Source organism: Nocardia sp. 348MFTsu5.1 (assembly GCF_000383535.1).
Classification (GTDB): domain Bacteria; phylum Actinomycetota; class Actinomycetes; order Mycobacteriales; family Mycobacteriaceae; genus Williamsia; species Williamsia faeni.
Genome location: NZ_KB911521.1, coordinates 146669 through 169783, shown reverse-complemented (window position 1 = coordinate 169783; position 23115 = coordinate 146669). Strand labels below are relative to the sequence as shown.

The 23115-nt window shown below is 63.6% G+C and carries 19 protein-coding genes and 1 pseudogene; 5 read left to right on the top strand and 15 right to left on the bottom strand.

Annotated elements, in window-relative coordinates; all coding sequences use genetic code 11:
* A pseudogene (locus tag H290_RS0122010) lies at positions 1-296 on the bottom strand (hypothetical protein); the annotation flags it as partial.
* A gap of 91 nt (positions 297-387) precedes the next feature.
* Positions 388-1506 (bottom strand): Xaa-Pro peptidase family protein, encoded by a 1119-nt coding sequence (locus H290_RS0122005; protein ID WP_020109002.1) that lies wholly within the window; start codon positions 1504-1506, stop codon positions 388-390.
* 191 nt (positions 1507-1697) lie between these two features.
* On the opposite strand from H290_RS0122005, the gene H290_RS0122000 reads away from it, so the two are divergent.
* Positions 1698-2723, top strand: coding sequence for an alpha/beta fold hydrolase (locus tag H290_RS0122000; protein WP_020109001.1), 1026 nt, complete (start codon positions 1698-1700; stop codon positions 2721-2723).
* A 60-nt stretch (positions 2724-2783) separates the two neighbouring features.
* Positions 2784-3716 (top strand): 5'-3' exonuclease, encoded by a 933-nt coding sequence (locus H290_RS0121995; RefSeq protein ID WP_020109000.1) that lies wholly within the window; start codon positions 2784-2786, stop codon positions 3714-3716.
* 24 nt (positions 3717-3740) lie between these two features.
* Here the strand turns inward: H290_RS0121995 and H290_RS30890 are convergent, their stop codons facing one another.
* From H290_RS30890 to dop, 11 genes are all read right to left on the bottom strand, one after another.
* Positions 3741-4487 (bottom strand): DUF4333 domain-containing protein, encoded by a 747-nt coding sequence (locus H290_RS30890; protein WP_028463529.1) that lies wholly within the window; start codon positions 4485-4487, stop codon positions 3741-3743.
* A 117-nt stretch (positions 4488-4604) separates the two neighbouring features.
* Positions 4605-7403: an RNA helicase gene (locus H290_RS0121985; RefSeq protein ID WP_020108997.1), complete on the bottom strand. Its 2799-nt coding sequence runs from the start codon at positions 7401-7403 to the stop codon at positions 4605-4607.
* Entirely contained in the window at positions 7390-8361 is a 972-nt protein-coding gene (gene tatC, locus H290_RS0121980) for a twin-arginine translocase subunit TatC (RefSeq protein ID WP_028463528.1), read from the bottom strand. Before tatC ends, H290_RS0121985 begins: the two co-directional genes overlap by 14 nt.
* An 81-nt stretch (positions 8362-8442) precedes the next feature.
* Positions 8443-8715, bottom strand: coding sequence for a Sec-independent protein translocase subunit TatA (tatA, locus tag H290_RS0121975; protein WP_028463527.1), 273 nt, complete (start codon positions 8713-8715; stop codon positions 8443-8445).
* A gap of 91 nt (positions 8716-8806) precedes the next feature.
* Positions 8807-9799: a YafY family protein gene (locus tag H290_RS0121970; RefSeq protein WP_020108994.1), complete on the bottom strand. Its 993-nt coding sequence runs from the start codon at positions 9797-9799 to the stop codon at positions 8807-8809.
* Positions 9796-10785, bottom strand: coding sequence for a YafY family protein (locus H290_RS0121965; RefSeq protein WP_020108993.1), 990 nt, complete (start codon positions 10783-10785; stop codon positions 9796-9798). The genes H290_RS0121970 and H290_RS0121965 overlap by 4 nt, the downstream gene beginning before the upstream one ends.
* 15 nt (positions 10786-10800) lie before the next feature.
* The gene (gene pafA / locus H290_RS0121960) at positions 10801-12159 is read right to left on the bottom strand and encodes a Pup--protein ligase (RefSeq protein ID WP_028463526.1); all 1359 of its coding nucleotides are present in this window, start codon (positions 12157-12159) and stop codon (positions 10801-10803) included.
* A gap of 40 nt (positions 12160-12199) precedes the next feature.
* The gene (gene prcA / locus H290_RS29455; protein WP_020108991.1) at positions 12200-12946 is read right to left on the bottom strand and encodes a proteasome subunit alpha; all 747 of its coding nucleotides are present in this window, start codon (positions 12944-12946) and stop codon (positions 12200-12202) included.
* Positions 12943-13791 carry a proteasome subunit beta gene (gene prcB, locus H290_RS29450; protein WP_051122168.1) on the bottom strand — a complete coding sequence of 283 codons (849 nt, stop codon included), beginning with the start codon at positions 13789-13791 and terminating at the stop codon, positions 12943-12945. The genes prcA and prcB overlap by 4 nt, the downstream gene beginning before the upstream one ends.
* On the bottom strand, positions 13788-13979 hold the full coding sequence (locus tag H290_RS0121945) for a ubiquitin-like protein Pup (protein ID WP_020108989.1): 192 nt from the start codon (positions 13977-13979) through the stop codon (positions 13788-13790). The genes prcB and H290_RS0121945 overlap by 4 nt, the downstream gene beginning before the upstream one ends.
* A gap of 121 nt (positions 13980-14100) precedes the next feature.
* Positions 14101-15603 (bottom strand): depupylase/deamidase Dop, encoded by a 1503-nt coding sequence (gene dop, locus H290_RS0121940; protein ID WP_020108988.1) that lies wholly within the window; start codon positions 15601-15603, stop codon positions 14101-14103.
* Between the two features lie 68 nt (positions 15604-15671).
* On the opposite strand from dop, the gene glgP reads away from it, so the two are divergent.
* Positions 15672-18254: an alpha-glucan family phosphorylase gene (gene glgP / locus H290_RS0121935; protein ID WP_028463525.1), complete on the top strand. Its 2583-nt coding sequence runs from the start codon at positions 15672-15674 to the stop codon at positions 18252-18254.
* Between the two features lie 102 nt (positions 18255-18356).
* On the opposite strand, the gene arc is transcribed toward glgP, so the two are convergent.
* A complete protein-coding gene (gene arc / locus H290_RS0121930; protein ID WP_028463524.1) occupies positions 18357-20141 on the bottom strand; it encodes a proteasome ATPase in 1785 nt (594 codons plus the stop codon).
* A gap of 166 nt (positions 20142-20307) precedes the next feature.
* Positions 20308-21162: a tRNA (adenine-N1)-methyltransferase gene (locus tag H290_RS0121925; protein ID WP_020108985.1), complete on the bottom strand. Its 855-nt coding sequence runs from the start codon at positions 21160-21162 to the stop codon at positions 20308-20310.
* A 138-nt stretch (positions 21163-21300) separates the two neighbouring features.
* Here H290_RS0121925 and H290_RS0121920 point away from each other — a divergent pair, with 138 nt between their 5' ends.
* A complete protein-coding gene (locus H290_RS0121920) occupies positions 21301-22194 on the top strand; it encodes a RecB family exonuclease (protein ID WP_020108984.1) in 894 nt (297 codons plus the stop codon).
* A gap of 33 nt (positions 22195-22227) precedes the next feature.
* Positions 22228-23061: a thioesterase family protein gene (locus H290_RS0121915; RefSeq protein WP_231373802.1), complete on the top strand. Its 834-nt coding sequence runs from the start codon at positions 22228-22230 to the stop codon at positions 23059-23061.
* Positions 23062-23115 lie beyond the last annotated feature (54 nt).

Genomic DNA, 23115 nt, shown 5'->3' with positions numbered 1-23115 from the left:
CCTTTGGTCAACCGCAACTCTTTGCGCGTGAAACCAAACAAGGAGGAATACCCGGCCTTGGTATACGACGACCGGTCCGACACCTCCAACAACCGACCCAAACCCGCGAACTCCACCTTGCGGGCGACCCTTTCATGCACCCGCACAAGCTCATTCACCTCGGCATCAGACATATCCGACGCCGAGCACTCCGCAATATCAGCCAGCAGCACCTCCAACTCGAGGTACTTACCCACCAACACCGAAACCGACGAAACATCCCCACCAACATCGTCAACCATCATGCCCCCCAGCACATCTGATCGAAACCTTTCAACCAGTCTACCCGGAGAACCGTCCCTTGTCGAACAATCGTTCGAAGTGAGTGGGACTTCGCCTTGACGTTTTTCAGACCGACTTCAGTTCGTGCGGCTGGGAATTGAACGCTTCGCAGCCGTCCTCGGTCACCACTACGATGTCCTCGATGCGGGCACCCCAGTTGCCCGAGAAGTAGATACCTGGTTCGATGCTGAATGCCATGCCGGGGCGAAGTGGAATGTCGTTTCCCGCAACGATATACGGCTCTTCATGGACCGAGAGTCCGATCCCGTGACCGGTGCGGTGCAGAAACTTGTCGGCCAGTCCCGCGGCGGCCAGCACATCGCGGGCCGCCGCGTCGACCTGCTCGGCGGTCACACCGGGACGGACAGCAGCAACAGCGGCCCGCTGCGCTTGCTGGAGCCACTCGTACTGTCGGGCCACTGATTCGGAAGGTGTTCCAACACAATAAGTTCGGGTGCAGTCGGAATTGTAGCCCGGTTGGACCGGTCCGCCGATGTCGACAACCACCATGTCGCCATCCTCGATCACGCGATCGGAAACCTCGTGATGGGGATCGGCACCGTTGGGACCAGAGCCCACGATGATGAACTCGGCACGGGTGTGTCCTTCGGCGATGATTGCGGCGTCGATGTCAGCCGCAACCTCCCGTTCGGTACGACCGACTCTGAGCCACTCCCCGACTCGCGCATGTACCCGGTCGATCGCGGCGCCGGCCCGTCGCAGCGCCTCGATCTCCGCATCGTCCTTGACCATGCGCAGTTCACGCATGACGGGTGTGGCAAGTTCTGGCGCACTGCCCCAGCACTCCGCCAACGGGACGGTATGCAGGGCAGGCGTCGCCTCGGAAACGGCCCAGCGATTTCCGGCTCCGCCAGAAGCGTGCACGGCGAGTGTGTAGGCATCCTGGCCGTCCACCCAATCGCGGACAGTCAGGCCCAACTCGTCGACTGCAGACTCACGCAGCGCCGCCAACTCGAGGCGGGGCACGACCACCTCTGGCGCCCGTCCCGGACTGATCACCAATGCGGTGAGTCGCTCGAACGTGCTCGCCCGTGAACCCGTCAGGTATCGCAGGTCGGGTCCGGGGGTGATGAAGAGGGCGGCAAGGCCGGCTTCCGCCGTCAACTCCTGCGCCCGATCGAGACGTGACTTGTACACCGCTGCAGAGAATCGCTGATCCGCCATGGTTTCAAGGCTAGCGGTCGTGAGAACTGGGATGTTGGCGACTGTCGAACCGAATCTCAGACGGAGTTGGGAGTGGCGCGATCCGATCTCAATAGGCGATAAGCGATCACTAACCCGGCGAAAACCTCGTGTAGCGCGGAAGATATACGCAACGGGAGCAAAATTGTTCTGAAGAAACCCAGGAGGTCACCGTGGACCGTGAAGGCGCACGCCGTCGACTGCGGGCTGTACCAACCGATGACACCCAGGTCCAGTTCGCAAACCTGCACGGCTACAAGCGTGCCTACCGGATGGCGGGTTCGGGCCCGGCTCTGCTGTTGCTGCACGGTATCGGCGACAACTCGTTGGCCTGGGAGCCGGTGTTCAACCAGCTCAGCGAGAAGTACACCGTCATCGCACCTGACTTTCTCGGACACGGATTCTCGGACCGTCCACGCGCCGACTACTCGGTACCGGCTTTTGCCAACGGAATGCGCGACCTGCTGACCTTTCTCGACGTCGAACGCGTGACAATCATCGGCCACTCATTGGGAGGTGGCGTGGCCGGTCAGTTCGCCTATCAGTACCCCGAAATGGTGGAACGGATGGTGTTTGTGGGTACCGGTGGCGTCACCAAGGACGTCAATCCGATCCTCAGAGCGCTGTCATTACCGTTTTCGGAATACGCGCTGGGTGCGGTGTCGCTTCCAATGGTCTTTTCGACGTTTTCGGCAGCCTCACGCACGTTGCACGAACATCTGCCGGTAGCGCTGTTCCGCGACAACAACGAGATCATTCGCGTGCTCGAGCGGATGCCGGAGAAGGGCTCCGCCGAGGTCTTCGCCCGGACCCTGCGATCCGCCGTCGACTGGCGCGGGCAGGTCGTCACCATGCTGGACCGCTGTTACCTGAGTGCGGGAATCCCGACGCTCATCATCTGGGGTTCGGACGATCAGGTGATCCCGGTGCAGCACGCCCACATGCTTCACAGCGCGATGCCGGGCTCGCGGCTGATCATCTTCGACAAGTCCGGCCACTTCCCGTTCCGCGATGACCCCGATCGGTTTGTCGATCTCGTGTTGTCATTCGTGGCATCCACAGTGCCCGCGAACATCAATCGCGGAGACGTGAAAATTGCTTTGCGACAAGGTCCCTCGAGTCAGCCGCTGACAGGTGATGCCGAGTCGCAACTGGCAGTGCTCGACGTGCTGGGTTCCGACGAGCGCAGCGCCACCTGACCATAGATACCGGGCCGGTCGACACCGATCTGGCATGGTTTAGGCATGACTGCTCCAGTGATGTTGCTCGACGGTGCCAGCCTCTGGTTTCGGGCCTTCCATGCTCTGCCCGAGAAGATGACCGCACCCGACGGGCGACCGGTCAATGCCGTCCGCGGATTCTTCGACATGATCGCCTCGCTTGTCACCCGAGAGCACCCGCAGCGCCTGGTCGTGTGCCTCGATCTCGACTGGCGCCCGGCCTTCCGGACCGACCTCATTCCGTCGTACAAGGCCCATCGGGTGGCCGAAGGTGTGACCGACGGATCCGAAGAGGTACCCGACACCCTGTCGCCACAGGTCGACATGATCCTGAAGCTGCTGGCCGCCGCCGGCATCGCCACGGCCGGCGCCGAGGGTTGTGAGGCCGACGATGTGATCGGAACCCTCGCGGACTCCGAAGCGGAAGACCCGGTCATCGTGGTCAGCGGCGACCGCGACCTGTTGCAGGTCGTCGCGGACGATCCTGTTCCGGTTCGCGTCCTGTACGTCGGCCGCGGCCTGGCCAAGGCCGAGATGTTCGGACCGGCAGAACTGGCCGAGAAGTACGACGTACCAACGGCGAATCCGGGTTCGGCCTACGCAGAAATGGCAATCCTGCGTGGCGATCCCTCGGACGGACTGCCCGGAGTCACTGGCATCGGGGAGAAGACGGCGTCAAAGCTGCTGCACGAATTCGGCGACCTCGACGAGCTCGAACGCGTGGCATCGACCACGTCGGACAAACGCATCTCACCGCGTCAACGCAAGGCTCTTGCCGAAGGCGCGGACTACCTGCGCGCCGCGCGCACGGTCGTCTTCGTGAAGACAGACGCCGAGATCATCGGAGACAGTGACGATCACCTTCCGACAGCACCTGCCGATCCGGCAGCCCTGGCGGACCTGATCGAAGAACTCGGCGTCGGATCATCGATCGGCCGACTCGGCAAGGCGCTCGGCTGGCAGGTGGGCTGACGCCACCTGCCACCGGCAGCAGGCCTACTGTGCGGTCGGCTGGCCGACTTCGTACTTGCCGTCGTCGTCAAGGAAGGTGATCTTGACCTGCTGGTTCGCGCCGGCGACGGTCACGGTGCAGGTGAAGGTGTTGCCCTTCTTGATTTCCTGATCCTCCGGGCACTGGACGTTCTCGACATCCTTGGCCTGGTAGTCGTTCTCCAGGACCGACTGAACGCCCTCCTGGGCGGACTCCTGGCTCAGAACCTTGGTCACCGCGAAGCCCGGGAGCCAGAATGCGGTCACCGCCAAGATGACTGCGATGACACCGACAATCGCGGCGCCGATGATCAACGGCAATTTCTTCGAGTTCTTCTGCGGTGTCATACCCGCGAACTGATCGCCACCCGGCTGACCGTACTGGCCCGGTTGACCGTACTGTCCGGGCTGATCGAACTGACCCGGTTGTCCTTGCGGCGCACCGTATTGCGGCTGCTGACCGTACTGGGGTTGCTGACCGTACTGCGGCTGCTGACCATGCTGGGACGCATTCGGCGGGCCGTACTGTCCGGGTTGTCCGTACTGGCCAGGTTGCTGTGGCTGCTGACCCCAACCCTGTTGCGGCGGTGGGCCCTGCGGTGGCTGACCACCACCCTGCTGGCCGTACGTCTGCTGGCTCCACGGGTCAGGCCCCTGTCCGGGCTGCCCTGGATTGGGCTGGCCCTGTCCTGGTTGCCACTGACCGGGTGCCGAACCGCCACCCTGGTTGTTCGGGTCGTTGGGCCCGCTCATGTCTTTCCCCTCCACATGTCCGCGTCGCGCGATCGCGAGTCCACGAGTTCCGAAACCTGAACATACCGCACATCCAGCGGCTGTTCAGGCAGGCTCTCGGCGAAATCCTGCCCGGCGTCAGCCGAGTTCAACAGCGACAACACCACGCCGGATGGCCGCAATCGCAGCGGATGCCGAGCGCGCCAGCTTCGAACGATCCGATCCTCCGATTCCGGCCGCGATCCGCATCTGCTCGAGGAGATCGATGACCTGTCGGCTCCAGCGAACAAAGTCGCCGGCCGGTAGCGACGTGCCCCGCTCACCGGCGGCCGCAAGCACCTCGGTCAGCCCGCGGCCGGTCGCCCACAAATGGATCGCTGTTGCGAAGCCGGCATCAGGTTCGCGTGTCGGTTCCACCATGTGGCTCATCTCGACGCGAGCGAGCTCTTTCCATGCGGCATGGGTGCGGCTCAGGGCTTCTCGGACCGTGGCAACACCGGTCACCAGGTCCGCGCCGCCATAGGTATCGCGGCGAGATTGATAGACCACCGATGACGCAACAGCTGCGAGTTCAGCGGCACCGAGGTGATCCCACAGACCTGTGCGCATGCACTCACAGATCAACAGGTCGCTCTCGCTGTAGACCCGGCTCAGGATTTCACCTGCGGGGGTGACGGTCATGTCGCCGTTCGACTTGTGTTCCACCTGCTCGAGGTAGCCGAGGTCGATGAGAACCGCCACGACCCGATCGAAGTTCACCGCCAGCGTCGACGTGCGAGCCGACACGGATTCTTCGAGTGCCGAGATCTCCCTGGATACGCGGTTGCGGCGTTCGGCGAGCCGGAACAACTCGTCGTGCGCCGGGATCTGGTGTGCCGGGTGCTCGCGCAATTCGGTACGGAGCCGGGCGAGATCCGGATCGTCGGCGGCACGGGTGCGCCTGGTCTGTTTGCCGCGGGGAATGTCGATGCCGGTTGAACGCAGTGCCGAGGCGAGGTCCCGACGGCCCCGCCCGGTCCGCCGGTCGACCTGCTTCGCCAGACGCATATGACCGAGCACCTGGGGTGGATTGAGGAAATCGCGCTGGCCGACCCGACCGGCCCAGGCATCTTCACACAGCACCAACGGTTTTGGGTCACGCACGTCGGTGGCCGCTTCCAGCACCACGGCCAGACCCCGGTGACGACCGCCGGCGAGCCCGATGACCTGACCTCGCTTGAGGGCTGCGAGATCCTCAACAGTGCTCTGCTGCACGGCCATCCGGTTGTGGAACTTCAGATTACGTTCGCGCGCACGGATCTCTTCACGGAGCCGGGTATAGCCGAGGAATCCGTCGATGCCGGCGTCGAGACCGCGACCTTCGGCCCGGCCTTCGAGCTCCACCTCGATCTTGCGGAGCTGGCGCCGAGTGGTGTCGATCTGCCGGGCCTGGCCGACCACCGATCGGTCGGCCTGGAACTGTGCGAACGAACGGTCCAGCAGGTTGCGCGAACCTGCCAGTCCCAGACGGCCGATCAGGTTGACAGCCATATTGTATTCCGGCGCAAAGGAACTGCGCAGCGGGAAGGTACGTGCACCCGCGAGTCCGGCAACGCGCCCGGGGTCGAGGTCTTCGGTCCAGACGACCACGGCGTGGCCTTCGACATCGATGCCGCGACGTCCGGCCCGGCCCGTCAGCTGGGTGTACTCCCCCGGTGTCAGATCGTTGTGCGATTCGCCGTTGTATTTGATCAGGCGCTCGAGGACGACTGAGCGCGCCGGCATGTTGATGCCCAAAGCCAGTGTCTCGGTGGCAAATACAACCTTGACCAAACCTTTGACAAACAGCTCTTCGACCGCGTGCCGGAAGGCGGGCAGCAGTCCGGCGTGGTGCGCGGCGAAACCTCGGGTCAAACCCTCGCGCCAGCTGTGGACACCCAGGACATCCTGGTCGGAGGCGGTCAACTCGGCAACGTACTTGTCGACGATGAGATTCACCTGCTCAACCTGATGCGGTTCGAGCAGCCGGAGTCCAGAGCGGAGGCATTGGGTCAGCGCGCCTTCGCAACCGGCCCGCGAAAAGATGAAGCTGATCGCCGGCAGCAGGCCGTCGCGATCAAGACGTGCGATGAGCTCGGGGCGGGACACCGGACGGACGCCGCTACCACGGCGGTGGTGCTCACTGCTCTGCCCGCGTCCGCGGGGTCCCCGGCTGGTGTAATCGTCATCCCGCCGAGCCGCGATCTCGCGCTGCCGGATGTAGCGGGTCAGCTCCGGATTTACCGAAGGTTTCTTGTTCGGCGCCTTGTGGTCGCGATGATCGAACAGGTCAAAAATCCGATTGCCCACCAGCATGTGCTGGTTCAGCGGGATGGGACGATGTTCGTCGACGATGACGGTGGTGTCACCGCGCACTGTCTGGATCCACGATCCGAATTCTTCGGCGTTGCTGACCGTCGCCGACAGACTCACCACGCGCACCGAGGGTTCGAGGTGCAGAATGACCTCTTCCCAGACGGCGCCGCGGAACCGGTCGGCAAGAAAGTGGACCTCGTCCATCACCACGTGCGACAAGGTCTCCAGGGCAGGCGAATTCGCGTAGATCATGTTGCGCAGGACTTCGGTTGTCATGACAACGATCGGCGCATGGGAGTTGATCGACGAATCACCCGTGAGCAGACCGATCGACTCGGCTCCATGGGCGCGAACCAGATCCGAGTACTTCTGATTGCTCAGCGCCTTGATGGGTGTGGTGTAGAAGCACTTTGACCCACCGGCGAGGGCCAGATGGACGGCGAACTCGCCGACGATCGTCTTGCCCGCACCTGTCGGTGCACAGACCAGAACACCGTGACCGTCTTCCAGTGCAATGCACGCATCACGCTGAAACGGGTCCAGCGCAAACGCCTGTCGCCCGGCGAACTTCTCCAGTTCGGTCCGCGTATCAGAGAGTGTCATCGTAAAGATCGGCTCCACTGCCTCTGGACGAAGCCGACACCGGTTCTGGTGGCTCCACCGGTCCGGGTACATGCCCGACCGGGCTTGCCTCACCGATCGGAGCGGCTTCGTCGTCGCTCACGTTGTCCCATTCCTGGGCCTCACGCTTCGCTTTGCGGTAATCGTGCAGGTGAGCGACCTGGATGGAGACCTCCAGCAAGATCGTCAGTGCGCCGGCGAGTGCCAGCATGGTGAACGGATCGGAACCCGGTGTGAAGATGGCCGCGAAGACGAACATGCCGAAGATCAGTCCACGACGCCACGACTTCAACTTCGCGTAACTCAGGACACCGACCATGTTCAGCGCCACGATCAGCAACGGGAGTTCGAAACTGATGCCGAAGATGATCAGCAGGTGGATGAGGAAGTTGAAGTACAGGTCGCCGGCCAGCGCGGTGATCTGCACATTGTCGCCGATGGTCAACAGGACCTCGAACGCCTTCGACATCACCATGTATGCGAGCGCGGTCCCGGCCAGGAACAGCACGACAGCAAAGCCGACGAAGGTGACCGCGTACTTGCGTTCCTTTTCGACCATGCCAGGCGTGATGAACTGCCACAGTTGGTAGAACCACACCGGGCATGCCAAGACGATGCCGGCGGTCAAACCCACTTTGAGCCGCAGCATGAACTGGTCGAACGGCCCGGTTGCCAGCAGTCGACAAGTGCCGTCGCCGGTGAGGTCGGCGCGGGAGGACGTCGGCAGGTTGCAGTAGGGCTCGCGCAGCAGATCGCCCAGCGACGGTATTCCCAAGAAACCATAGGAGTACCAGACGAATCCGAAAATTGTTGTGAGGGTGATCGCAAAGACAGAGATCAGCAGCCGGTTTCGCAGCTCACGAAGGTGATCGACCAACGACATGGTGCCGTCAGGATTCACCTTGCGCTTACGGCGCCGAGGGTCAAAGGGTATGCGCACGTGGTCGACTACTCAGGGGTCAGTTGTAGACAGGTCAAGCAGGAAGCAGTGACCCACCCACCAAAACGGCGAGGACGAAAATCAGGCAGAACGACGTTCGGATTCGGTCGAATTCGGCGGTGTTCCGTCAAGGCCCGACGTGATCTGCGGCCGCGACTCTGGTGCTGGTGCTGGTGCCGGAGTCGGTGCGGGCTTGTCGGAATTGTTCTCGTTCTGCATCTCCTTGACCTCACTCTTGAAGATGCGCATCGAACGTCCCAGTCCACGTGCGGCGTCCGGCAGCTTCTTGGAGCCGAAAAGGACCAAGAACACGACCACCACAAGAATGACGTGCCATGGCTGTAATGCATTCATTGTGCAGCTACCTCTCCCATTGAGTTCGTCCGCAATGCTACCGGACCAAGCCCAACCCTAACGGTTCGAACAGCGGCCTCACAGGCACCTGTCAGGTGGCCGGCAGTGAGTCTGCGCCGTACATGCCCAGCGTGGCCGCCGCTCTCGAACGGACCTCGCCGGACAGCTCGCTGTTGCGGACTCTGATCTTGCCACCGAAGCTGAGCACAAACCGGGTGAGCCATTCCTCCGAGCCGTACCTCATCGTCGCGACAACCGGCCCCTGCGAACCGGCCAGATTGTCGGGGTCGAGGGGCTCTATCAGGTAGTAGTCGAGCACCCAGACCACGTCCTGGTCGATTTCCACCACTGCTTCGGGGAGCTCCGAATCGCTCTCGAACAGGGCCAACGCACTGTCGCCCGCGGATGGCGGCGGAGCACTGGGCTCGTCGAGCACGGTCGCCGCCTCGATCCGATCAAAACGGAACAACCGAATGCCTTCGCTGCTCCGGCACCAGCCTTCGAGGTATCCGTGGTTCTGGATCGCCTGGATGCGAATCGGGTCGACCACGCGTTCACCGACCACGTCCCGCGAGGCCGAGTAATACCGCAGCCGTACCGCCCGGTGGCTGCGAACAGCCTCGCGAACGGCGGTCACGGCGTCGGATTCGCCGGCACCGGACAGATCGACCGGAGTATCGGTGACGGCTTCTCCGAGTCGCGAACCCATCGCGATCTCGATCTTCGCGATGGCCCGTCGCGCCGCGGCCGGGTCGACCACTCCGGAGGCGTCGATCAGTGAACGCAACGCCACCAGCAGCGGTGCGGCCTCGGTGCCGGTGAGTTTCAGCGGCCGGTCGATGCCGGCAGAGAACGTCACCGCGACGCCGTCCTCAACGCTGTCGGGTGAGAACGCCAGGTCGATCAGGTCGCCCGGTGTGTAACCCGGCAGTCCACACATCCACAGCTGTTGGAGATCCTCGAGCACCTGCTTGGGTGTGGTCCCCAGATCGACCGCTGCTTTTGCGGCATTGACGCCGGGATGGGCCAGGAAATACGGGACCATCGCCAGCATCCGGTTGAGTCGATCGGTACCGGCGCTCATTCGCCCGCCTCGCTGAGTATGTGGAGTTCGCTGATCACGTTGTCGCGGAGTTCCGGCGGTTCGAGGACAAGCGCTTCGGTGCCGGCCGCGAGCACCTGGCGGGTGAGTCCGTCGGTCGACTTCATCGAAATGTTCAGGATGCTGCCGGCGCGGCCCGCGTGCGTCCCCGGTTCGGCCGATGTCGCGATGCGGCGCAGACCAGCTGCCCGGTTCTCGGCCACCCAGACCCGGGCGGTGACCACCGGACCCGATCGATCCACGGCGTCGGCCACGATCTGACGCAGATCGATATTGGCGGGCCGGGTGAGTTCTCCGACCTTGCCGAACGGGGTCACCGAGAGGATGCGGGTGAGTCTGTAGGTGCGTGTCTGCTCGCGGTCGCGGTCGTGTCCGACGAGATACCAGCGGCCAATGTGGGTCACCACACCCCACGGCTCTACTGTCCGTGTGACATGCGGTGAGGTCGGGCCGGGCCGGTGCTCGAACCGAACCGGGCGGCTCTCGTCGAGAGCGCTCAGCAACGAACCGAGCACGGCCGGTGAACCGATGCCCTGCGGTGTACTCGAATGGATGGCCGTGGAGTTCTCGTCGAACGCCGACTCCATCTGCACTCCGGCCGCGCGCAACTTCATCAGGGCGCTGTGACTGGAGGCGGCGAGTTCAGGTGAATCCCACAGTGCGGCGGCCAGCGCGACCGCGGCCGCCTCGTCGGGATCGAGAGAGATGTCGGGGAGCTCGTACTCGGACCGGTTGATCCGATAGCCGTCGACAACCGTGAACCCCGATGTCCGACCGGTTTCCACCGGGATGCCGAGGTCGCGGAGCTCGTTCTTGTCGCGCTCGAACATCCGGTTGAAGGCCTCGGTGGACTTCGAATCCTGATATCCGATAACGCTGCTGCGGATGTGATCGGCGGAAAGGTACTGACTGGTGGACAGCAAGCAGATCACCAGGTTCATCAACCGTTCAACCTTGTTGGTCGCCACCGGACCAGCCTAGTTTCACATGGAGGCGATCAGGCGTTCGACGCGCTCATCGACATTGCGGAACGGATCCTTGCAGAGCACCGTGCGCTGGGCCTGGTCGTTCAGCTTCAGGTGCACCCAGTCGACGGTGAAGTCGCGGCCGGCCTTCTGCGCGGCAGCGATGAAGTCGCCGCGGAGCTTGGCCCGGGTGGTCTGCGGTGGTGTGTCGACCGCCGCCTGGATTGCCTCGTCGGTGGTCACCCTCGCGGCCAGACCCTTGCGCTGCAGCAGATCGAAGACGCCACGACCGCGCTTGATGTCGTGATAGGCGAGGTCGAGCTGCGAGATCTTCGGATCGGACAGGTCCATCGAGTAGCGGTCCTGATAGCGCTGGAAGAGCTTGCGCTTGATCACCCAATCGACCTCGGTGTCGACCTTCGCGAAATCCTGCTGGTCGACGGCGTCGAGCATGCGGCCCCACAGATCGACGACCTGGGTCATCTGCTGATCCGGCTTCCGGGTCTTCAGGTGCTCGACGGCCCGGGAGTGGTACTCGCGTTGGATGTCGAGCGCGCTGGCCTGGCGGCCACCGGCCAGGCGGACCGGTCGACTGCCGGTGAGGTCGTGGGAGACCTCGCGGATGGCCCTGATGGGGTTGTCGAGCGCGAAGTCGCGGAATGCGACGCCGGCCTCGATCATCTCCAGGACCAGCGCCGCCGATCCGACCTTGAGCATCGTGCTGGTCTCGGCCATGTTCGAATCCCCGACGATCACGTGCAGCCGCCGGTACTTCTCGGCATCGGCATGCGGCTCGTCGCGGGTGTTGATGATCGGGCGGCTACGGGTGGTCGCCGACGAGACACCTTCCCAGATGTGCTCGGCCCGCTGCGACAGACAGAACGTCGCGGCCTTGGGCGTCTGCAGCACTTTGCCGGCACCACAGATCAATTGGCGCGTCACGAGGAACGGCAGCAGGACGTCGGAGATGCGTGAGAACTCCCCCGCCCGGACCACCAGATAGTTCTCGTGGCAGCCGTACGAGTTGCCCGCCGAGTCGGTGTTGTTCTTGAACAGGTAGATGTCGCCGCCGATACCTTCATCGGCCAGACGCCGTTCGGCGTCGATCAGCAGATCTTCCAGGACCAACTCGCCTGCCCGGTCGTGTTCGATCAGCTGCTGCAGGTTGTCGCATTCTGCGGTCGCGTACTCGGGATGCGAACCCACGTCGAGGTAGAGTCGCGCCCCGTTCTGCAGGAACACATTCGACGACCGACCCCACGACACCACCCGGCGGAACAGATACCGCGCGACTTCGTCGGGACTGAGCCGCCGATGTCCGTGAAAAGTACACGTGACACCGAACTCGGTTTCGATACCCATGATTCGTCGCTGCACAATTACAACCCTACTGCCGTGGGACCAGACAAGTACTGCTTCAGTTGTCGTTTTCGCGTGCCGGAAGGAGGTCGACCAGAGTCGACCCCGTCAGGCGACGGAACGCGCGGCGCGGGCGACCGTGGTCGAGGATTGCCACCTCGAGGTCACCCGGCTGCAATGTGCGGGGTTCAGGCACCGAGGAACTGCTCGACGAGGACCCGTTGGCGGCCGCCGGAGTTTCCAGAGCAGTGATCGCCGAACCCAATGCAGACTTCAGATCTGCCTCGGGATCGTACGAATCCTTCATCGATGCGGTGGTCGACTCCGTGGAACCGCCCATCACCAGAAACCGGGTCTCGTCGACGATCGATCCGTCGTAGGTGATGCGGTAGAGCTGCGACGGTCCCGGCTTACCGGGGCGGCTCACCTCTGCCACACACAATTCGACCTCGTACGGCTTCGGTTGTTCGGTGAAGACCGCTCCGAGTGTGCTGGCGTATGCATTGGCCAGCGACAGTCCGCTGACGTCGGCCCGGTCGTAGTTGTATCCACGCATGTCGGCGTGCTGGATGCCCGCCTTACGGAGACTTTCGAACTCGTTGTACTTGCCGACTGCGGCGAACCCGATGCGGTCATAGATCTCGCTGACCTTGCGCAACGTGTTCGACGGGTTCTCTGCCACGAACAGGACACCGTCGGCGTACGTCAGCGCGATGACGCTGCGACCGCGGGCAATGCCCTTGCGGGCCAGCTCCGAACGATCGCGCATGATCTGTTCGGCACTGGCGTAATACGGGAAGGTCATGCGTCACCACCGTTCTTGATGTCGCTGCTGCCGGACCCGTTGTGCGCTGCCGAACGCCGGGTGATGACGGCACGGGCAGATTGCTCGATCGTGGCCGCGGGGACCTCGGCGGCACCTTCGGCCGTGACGGTCGCAGCGGTGGGATACAGACCACGAACCATGTCGGGACCGCCGGTTGCCGAGTCGTCGTCGGCCGCGTCGTACAGCGATTCGATGGCCACCGACAGTGCCTCGTCTGCGGTCAGGTCGTCGCGGTAGAGCTTTTTGATCGCCGACTTGGCGAACACCGAACCGGAGCCGATGGCCTGGTAGCCGCCGTGCTCCTCGTGGCGGTCGCCGGCAACGTCAAAGGAGAAGATCCGGCCGGGACGCTGCGGATCGATACCGTCGGGGTCGTAGCCGACGAGCAGCGGGATGGCCGCGAGTCCGGCCATCGCCGCCTCGAGGTTCGACCGGACCATGGAGGCCAGCCGATTGACCTTGCCGTCGAGGGTCAGCGACACGCCCTCGATCTTTTCGTAGTGCTCGAGCTCGACAGCGAACAGACGGATCATTTCGATCGCCACTCCCGCGGTACCGGCGATGCCGGCAGCAGAGTAGTCGTCGGTGATGAACACCTTGCGCATGTCGCGGCTGGCGATCAGGTTGCCGGACGTGGCACGCCGGTCACCCGCGAGCACCACACCGCCCGGGTACGTCACCGCGACGATGGTGGTGCCGTGCGGGATGTTTGCAGCCATATCCGGTGTAACCCTGTTCCTGGGCAACAGATCTGGTGCGTTCTTACGCAGATAGTCGGAAAACGAAGAGATGTCCTGGCCGAGAGACCGGATCCGATCGGTCACTGGCCGCCCTTCTGAACATAGGCGCGGACGAAGTCCTCGGCGTTCTCCTCGAGCACGTCATCGATCTCGTCGAGCAGGTCATCGGTGTCGTCGGTCAGCTTCTCCCGGCGCTCTTGACCTGCACCCGAATCCGCACCGGCACCGTCGTCGTCGTTACCGCCCGTGCGCTTGGTTTGTTCCTGCGCCATCGCTGCCTCCTTCAGACCACGGTCCCGCCGGGACCGTACGTTCTATCACCCTACCGGGCGAACATGATCTGGCGACGGATATGCACGCGTGGAGACGGCGATTTCGCTGACGGACGAATCGCTACGGCGTGGTCAGTTGATTGACCAATTCGGCCGCGGAATCAACCGAATCGAGCAGTTCACCGACGTGTGCCTTGCTCCCCCGCAGAGGTTCGAGCGTCGGGATCCGAACCAGCGACTCGCCGCCCAGATCAAAGATGACCGAATCCCAACTCGCGGCCGCGATGTCGGCCCCGAAACGACGCAGGCACTCACCCCGGAAGTAGGCGCGCGTGTTCTCCGGTGGATTGCCGATGGCGTCCATCACCTGCTGCTCGGTGGTGAGTCGTTTCATCGACCCACGGGCCACCAATCGGTTGTAGAGCCCCTTGTCCAGTCGCACGTCCGAGTACTGCAGGTCGACGAGGTGCAGGCGCGGTGCGGACCAGGCCAGGTTCTCGCGCTGACGGAACCCCTCGAGCAGGCGGAGCTTGGCGGGCCAGTCGAGCAGGTTCGCGCACTCCATCGGATCGCGCTCGAGTTTGTCGAGGACGTCGGCCCAGGTGTCGAGAACGTCCTTGGCGCGGAGGTCGTCGCTGTGGTTGGCGTCGTGGAATGCCGCGCAACGCTCGTGGTAAATCCGTTGCAGCGCAAGAGCGGTCATCTCGCGCCCGTCGGCGAGCGCAACCGTCACCTGAAGAGTCGGGTCGTGGCTGATGACGTGCACGGCGTGCACCGGGCGGGCCAGTTCCAGATCCCGTAGTTCGACACCGGCTTCGATCAGGTCGAGAACCAGCGAGGTCGAACCGACCTTGAGATACGTTGCGGTCTCCGCGAGGTTCGCGTCGCCGATGATCACGTGCAGCCGCCGGTACCGCTCCGGATCGGCGTGCGGCTCGTCGCGGGTGTTGATGATCCCGCGCTTGAGGGTGGTCTCGAGGCCGACCTCGACCTCGATGTAGTCGGCACGCTGGCTGAGCTGGAAGCCCGCTTCGTCCCCGGATTGCCCGATGCCGACACGTCCCGACCCGGTGAAGACCTGACGCGACGCGAAGAACGGGGTGAGTCCGGTGATGACTGAGTTGAACGGTGTCGACCGGGCCATCAGGTAGTTCTCGTGCGTCCCGTACGACGCACCTTTGCCGTCGATGTTGTTCTTGTACAACTGCAGTCTCGGGGCACCGGGCACGCTGGCCACATGCCTGGCCGCCGCCTCCATGACCCGTTCGCCGGCCTTGTCCCAGATCACCGCGTCGAGTGGGTCGGTCACCTCGGGCGCCGAATACTCCGGATGGGCATGGTCGACGTACAGCCGGGCACCGTTGGTGAGGATCATGTTGGCCGCACCGACTTCGTCGGCATCGATGATCGGGGCTGGACCGGACCCCCGCCCGAGGTCGAATCCGCGGGCATCGCGCAGTGGCGATTCCGGTTCGTAATCCCATCGGGTGCGCTTTGCGCGAGGAACTCCGGCCGCAGCCGCGTACGCGAGTACCGCCTGCGTCGAGGTCATGATCGGATTGGCACCTGGATCGTTCGGAGCCGAGATTCCATATTCGACTTCGGTTCCGATTATGCGCTGCATGGGGTCGAGCGTAGCTGTGCATGATGTACCGGTCGCGGACGAGCGCGCAGATAGGTACTGTTTGCGCCGTGAAAGCACTGCGCCGCTTCACCGTCCGCGCCCACCTGCCCACGTCCCTCCAAGCCCTGGCGAAGTTGTCCACCAACCTCCGTTGGTCCTGGCATCCAGCCACCCAGGAACTCTTTTCATCCATGGATCCGGCCCTGTGGTCCGGGCTGCGGGATCCACTGAAGCTGCTCGGTGACATCGGCCCCGATCGGTTGACGCAGCTGTCCGAGGACGGCGACTTCCTCGCTCGGCTCAACGCGCTGTCGGACGACCTCGACGAGTACTTGAGTGAGCCGCGGTGGTTCCAGGAACAGGTCGCCACCGGCAACCGCTTCCCGACCGGCATCGCCTACTTCTCGATGGAGTTCGGAATCTCCGAGGTTCTGCCGATCTACTCAGGCGGTCTGGGAATCCTGGCCGGCGATCATCTCAAAGCGGCATCAGACCTGGGCCTGCCGCTGATCGGTGTCGGGTTGCTCTACCGAAGTGGTTACTTCCGGCAGTCGCTGACCGACGACGGGTGGCAGAAAGAGCGGTACCCGAATCTCGATCCGCAGGGGCTGCCGGTCCGGACGGTCAACGACCAGGACGGCAACCCGGTGACCATCCGGGTGCCGATGCCAGACAATCGCGTGTTGCGGGCCAGGCTCTGGATCGCCGACGTCGGCCGTATCCCGCTGCTGCTGCTGGATTCCGACATCCCCGACAACGACACCGACCTGCGCGCAGTCACCGACCGCTTGTACGGCGGCGACCAGGAGCACCGCATCAAGCAGGAGATCCTGGCCGGTGTGGGCGGTGTCCGTGCGGTGCGCGAGTACACGCGCATCCAGGGTCTGCCGGATCCGGACGTCTTCCACATGAACGAGGGTCACGCCGGATTCCTCGGTGCCGAACGAATTCGGGAACTGGTGTCGCCGCATGGTGCCGGATTGGACTTCGATTCGGCGCTCTCCGCGGTTCGCGCGTCGACGGTCTTCACAACCCACACCCCGGTCCCCGCCGGAATCGACCGCTTCCCCATCGACATGGTGCGGCGATACTTCGGCAACGATCACGGCCAGTCGACGCTGCTGCCCGGGCTCGAGCTGGCCCGAATCCTGGCGTTGGGCAAGGAAACCGATCCCGGCGTCTTCAACATGGCGCACATGGGTCTGCGGCTCGGCCAACGGACCAACGGCGTCTCGAAACTCCACGGCGCGGTCAGCCGGGAGATGTTCGGCGACCTGTGGCCCGGTTTCGATGCCCCCCAGGTCCCGATCGGTTCGGTCACCAACGGTGTCCATGCCCCCACCTGGTGTTCACCACGTTGGACCGAACTGGCGACCGATGACTCCGACGATGTGCCCGACGAGTCCTCCACTCTTGCCGCGATGAAAAATGTTTCGTCGCAAGAACTCTGGGCAACCCGCAACACGCTGCGCACCGAATTGATCGCCGAGGTTCGGCGCCGGCTGCGCCGGTCGGGTCTCGAACGTGGTTTCTCGGCTGCCGAATTGGGTTGGACCGCAGGTGTTTTCTCGTCGCGGGTGCTGACCATCGGGTTCGCCCGGCGGGCGGCGACCTACAAGCGACTGACATTGATGCTGCGCGACACCGACCGGCTCAAGGCGCTGCTGCTCGACAAGGATCGCCCGGTACAGCTGGTGGTGGCCGGCAAGGCCCATCCCGCGGACGACGGCGGTAAGGCGCTCATCCAGCAGATCGTCCGCTTCGCCGACGCGAACGATGTCCGGCACCGGATCGTGTTCCTGCCGGATTACGACATGGCGATGGCACGCTACCTGTACGGCGGATGCGATGTGTGGCTGAACAATCCACTGCGTCCCATGGAAGCGTGCGGCACCTCGGGTATGAAGTCGGCGCTCAACGGCGGCCTCAACCTGTCGATCATGGACGGCTGGTGGGACGAGATGTCCGACCACGCCAACGGTTGGGCGATTCCGACCGCCGACGGAGTCACCGACGACGAACGTCGCGACGATCTCGAAGCGGCCGCGCTGTATGAACTGCTCGAGAACGTGGTGGTCCCGAAGTTCTACGACACCGGCTCCGATGGGGTTCCGGCGCGGTGGGTCGAGATGGTGCGGCACACGCTGCACACCCTCGGACCCCAGGTGCTGGCGTCACGAATGGTCCGCGACTACACCGAGCAGTACTACGCCCCGGCCGCGATCTCCGGACATGCCACAACCGACAACGACTTCGAGGGCGCCAAGGACCTGGCCCTGTTCCGGGCCCAGGTCGACCGGTCGTGGCCGTTGGTGAGGGTGCTCGACGTGGACAGCGCCGGGTTGGACAACACCGCCCTGCTCGGTTCGACGATGACTCTGACCGCCCATGTGGAGTTGGCCGGACTGCGCGCCGACCAGGTGGTCGTCCAGGCCGTCATCGGACGTGTCGACGACGCGGACAATCTGACTCAGGTCGCCACACCGACGATGACCCTCGTCTCCGAGCACGGTGGACCGGGTGGTGAGGCGATCTTCGAGGTGTCGGTTCCGCTTCCGATGACCGGTCCCGTCGGCTACACGGTGCGGATCCTGCCCTATCACCGATTGCTCACCGGGACAGCTGAACTCGGGGTTGTCGTAGTCGCCTGAGAATGGCGGGGTTGCCTACCGGGCCCGATGTACCACTGCAGATGAATCAGCGCTCCGCGTCCGAAGACGCGGAGCGCTGATTCGTTTGTCCTGCGGTACCGGCTACAGGTACTGGCCGGTGTTGGTCTCGGTGTCGATGGCCCGGCTGGCGCCGGAACTCTTGCCGGTGACCAAGGTGCGGATGTAGACGATCCGCTCGCCCTTCTTGCCGGAGATACGAGCCCAGTCGTCCGGGTTCGTGGTGTTCGGCAGATCTTCGTTCTCCGCGAACTCGTCGAGGATCGAATCGAAGAGGTGCTGGATCCGCAGACCCGACTGACCGGTCTCCAACTGCGACTTGATGGCGTACTTCTTGGAGCGATCCACCACGTTCTGGATCATCGCGCCGGAGTTGAAGTCCTTGAAGTACATGATCTCTTTGTCGCCGTTGGCGTAGGTGACCTCGAGGAACCGGTTGTCGTCGCTCTCGTCGTACATCCGCTCGACGACACGCTCGATCATCGCCTTGATGCAGGCGTTGCGATCGCCGCCGAACTCGTTGATGTCGTCCGGGTGGATCGGCAGCGTCGGAACGAGGTACTTCGAGAAGATGTCCATCGCCGATTCGGCGTCGGGGCGCTCGATCTTGATCTTGACGTCCAGACGACCCGGACGCAGGATCGCGGGGTCGATCATGTCCTCGCGGTTGGAGGCACCGATGACGATCACGTTCTCGAGACCCTCGACACCGTCGATCTCGCTGAGCAGCTGAGGCACCACGGTGGTCTCGACGTCGGATGACACACCCGAGCCGCGGGTCCGGAAGATCGAGTCCATCTCGTCGAAGAACACGATCACCGGTGTACCTTCCGACGCCTTCTCGCGAGCGCGCTGGAAGATCAGCCGGATGTGACGCTCGGTCTCACCGACGAACTTGTTCAGGAGTTCCGGGCCCTTGATGTTGAGGAAGAACGACTTCGCCTCGCGAGAATCTTCGCCTCGCACCTCGGCGATCTTCTTGGCCAGCGAGTTCGCCACCGCCTTGGCGATGAGCGTCTTACCGCAACCGGGAGGGCCGTACAGCAACACACCCTTCGGTGGCCGCAGGTCGTACTCGCGGAACAGGTCTTTGTGCAGGAACGGCAACTCGACGGCGTCGCGGATCTGCTCGATCTGCCGACCGAGACCACCGATGTCCTCGTAGCCGACATCCGGCACCTCTTCGAGAACCAGATCCTCGACCTCGGCCTTGGGAACCCGCTCGAAAGCGAACCCGGCCTTCGTGTCGATCAGCAGCGAGTCACCCGGACGCAGTTTGCGATTGCCCTCTTCTTCGGCCAGCACACTCGCGCTGAGCGGCTCGGCCAACCAGACCACACGCTCTTCATCGGCATGACCGACCACCAGTGCGCGCTGACCGTCGTCCAGAACCTCGCGCAGGGTGCTGATCTCGCCGATGGAGTCGAACTCGCCGGCCTCGACGATGGTGAGCGCTTCGTTGAGGCGGACGGTCTGGCCACGCTTGAGTGTTTCGACGTCGATGTTCGGGGAGCACGTGAGCCGCATCTTGCGACCAGAGGTGAACACGTCGACCGTGGAGTCCTCGAAGATGCCGAGCAGGATGCCGTAACCACTCGGGGGCTGGCCGAGACGATCGACCTCTTCACGGAGTGCGATCAGTTGCTGGCGTGCTTCTTTGAGGGTGTCGAGGAGCTTGGCGTTGCGCGTGGTCAGCGTTTCGATGCGGGCTTGCAGATCACTGTCTGCCCCTGCCCGTCCGAAGGGGCTCGGGTCCGATCGTGGTGCACTCGACGGCCGCAGCGAGGCCGCACCCCACTCTCCGCCAGGCGTCGAGTCCGTGTTGGGACCACCGCCCGTCTGGGACTCGTTGCTGCCTGATTCCGTCATTTCTGACTCCTCTCCGGCGAGTCGACTCTCCGCCACCATCACCCGGTGAACGTACGGTCGATCCTGTTACCCGAGGCTACCGGCCAAACGTCCGATGTGCCCTGTACCCCGCGGACGGTGATGTTGTGGATGTGTTAATTGTGTGTCGCCGCAAGGTTTTCCAACTTTACTCCGTCGACTCCGGGATTGGCTGGTTCTTACTCGGGCGGCGGTGCGGGCGTGGCGCGACGGTTCCCTCCGCAAGTCTGCGGACGGTCACCAAAAAAGCAGTGTGACCTTGCATTTTGTGACTCGGCCGGACCGCCAGGCCCACAACATGCCAGTCGCGGACGAGTGATTCCCAGGCGCGCGGTTCCGTCCAGCACTGTTGCTCGCGGAGGGCTTCGACAACACGCGACAATTGAGTGGTCGTTGCCACATAAACAGCTAGAACTCCACCAGGTTTTATCGCCCGTTTGATCGTCTCGAGCGTTTCCCACGGCGCGAGCATGTCCAGGACGACCCGGTCGACGTCTGCTGTGCCCGGGTAGTCCGAGAGGTCCGCGATGGTCAGATCCCAGTTGGGCGGCGGTCCGCCGAAGAACTCTTCGACGTTGCGCACCGCGTGCTCGGCGTGATCATCACGGACCTCGTACGAGCGAACCGTGCCGTGTTCGCCGACCGCGCGGAGCAGCGAGCACGTCAGGGCACCGGATCCGGCACCGGCCTCGAGCACGGTGCATCCGGGATGGATGTCCGCCTCCATGACGATCTGCGCGGCGTCCTTCGGGTAGATGACCTGGGCGCCCCGCGGCATCGACAGGACGTAGTCGACGAGAAGCGGTCGCAATGCGAGGTACGGGGTGTTTGACGTGGAGGTGACCACGATGCCCTCGTCGGCGCCGATGAGGTCGTCGTGGGCGATGCCACCCTTGTGGGTGTGGAAACTCTTGCCGGCCTCGAGGCGCACGGTGAACTTGCGGCCTTTGGCATCGGTCAACTGGACACGATCCCCGATTGCAAACGGACCTGTGGTGGACATTGCGGGGGCGTGCCTTCCTGATGAACTGCGGAAACAACCCACAAATGCCGAGGGTTGTCGTTGGTCAGGCCTACCCTGCCAGGTGTGAGTGTGAGTACCGAATCCCGCCCCGACAGAAGCTCTGACGACGGCTCCGCCGTGAACTCTGACAAAGGCTCCGCCGTGCCAGGTGCGGGCGGTCACCCGATCCGGGTGCCGGCGTTGTCCCCCAGCCGGGCCGGAGACTTCAAGCAATGTCCGCTCCTCTATCGATATCGCGCCATCGACCGGCTCCCGGAGACTCCGACGCAGGCCCAGGTGCGCGGAACAGTTGTGCACGCGGCACTGGAGAACCTGTTCGACATGCCGGCCGGTCTACGCATTCCGGAGTCGGCAGAATTCCTGGTCGACGGCGCGTGGGGTGCGCTGTGTGAGCAGACACCCGAATTGCATGACCTGGTCCCCGACGACCAGGTCGACAAGTTCCTGTCGGACGCCCACAAGCTCATCACCACCTACTACACGCTCGAGAACCCGACCGCGTTCACGCCCGAGTCCTGCGAATTGCGGGTCGAAGTCGATCTGGCCGGGGACGGTGACGACGACGGTGTTCTCCTGCGCGGTTTCGTCGACCGGATCGATGTGGCGCCGGATGGCCGGGTCCGCGTGGTCGACTACAAGACCGGTCGATCCCCAGGTGAGAGCTTCGAGTCCCGAGCGTTGTTCCAGATGAAGTTCTATGCCCTGGCCATCCTCCGGCTCCGCGGCATCGTGCCGGCCAGGCTCGAACTGCTCTACCTCGCCGATGGGCAGTCTCTGGTCTACACACCCGACGAGGCCGAACTCGAACGCTTCGCGAAGACGCTGAAGGCGATCTGGAAAGCGATTCTGAAGGCCGGTGAGACCGGTGACTTCCAGCCGAAGAAGAGCCGGATGTGCCAGTGGTGCGACCACAAGGCACATTGCCCCGAGTTCGGGGGCACCGTTCTTCCCTATCCCGGATGGCCCAGCGTGCCCGGGGCCACGGGCACCGCTGAGTCGACCGGCAATTAGCGACGCCTTTCGCGGATGGCAGGATCGACGCTTGTGACTGAACTCCCCGCCTATTACCTGCCACTCGGTCGCACCGGCGACCACGAACACTTCATGCCCACCGAACACACGGTCAGCGTGTGGGGCGATGATTTGCAGCACGGCGGTCCACCGATTGGCTTGCTGGCCCGATCGTTACTGCGCCATCAGCCTGATCCGGCGCACGCGTTCACCCGTGTCACAGTCGACATCCTCGGCGCGATCGGCATGGCGGAGAACAGGATTCACACCACGGTGTTGCGTCCCGGCAAACAGATCAGCCTCGTGCAGTCCGAGCTCTCGGTACGCCAGGTCGACGGCACATACCGGACGGCCGCGCGCGCCCAGGGCTGGCGGATGGCAACGGCGGAGACGTCCGAGGTCGTTCATCTCCCGACGCCACCGTTGACTCCGGCACCGGACGAGATCGAGGCTGCTCCCGGAATGACCGGCATCGGGCCGTTGGTCGGCGAATGGGCGACGAAAGGGTTTGTCGGAACCCTCGATTGCCGTATCGCCTCCTCGGATCCGGAGGTCGGACGCGAGGTCTGGGTACGCCCGAATTTCCCGCTTGTGGCCGGCGAGCAGACCACCGACATCGAGAAGTTTTTCACCGTGCTCGACATCGCCAACGGCATCGGTTCCACACTCGCATTCAGCGAATGGACGTTCATGAACACCGACACCACGGTGCACCTCCACCGCCAACCGGTCGGCGAATGGACGGGAATCAAAGCCCGGATGACGGTGGGGCCACAGGGTTACGGACTGACCGGGGCCGAACTGTTCGACGGTTCGGGCGCGGTGGGACGGTCTGCTCAGACCCTGCTCATCCGATCGGTTGGATAAACGGGATCAGTCGAACACGTTGACTGCACTCAACCACTGGCCGTCGAATTCGGC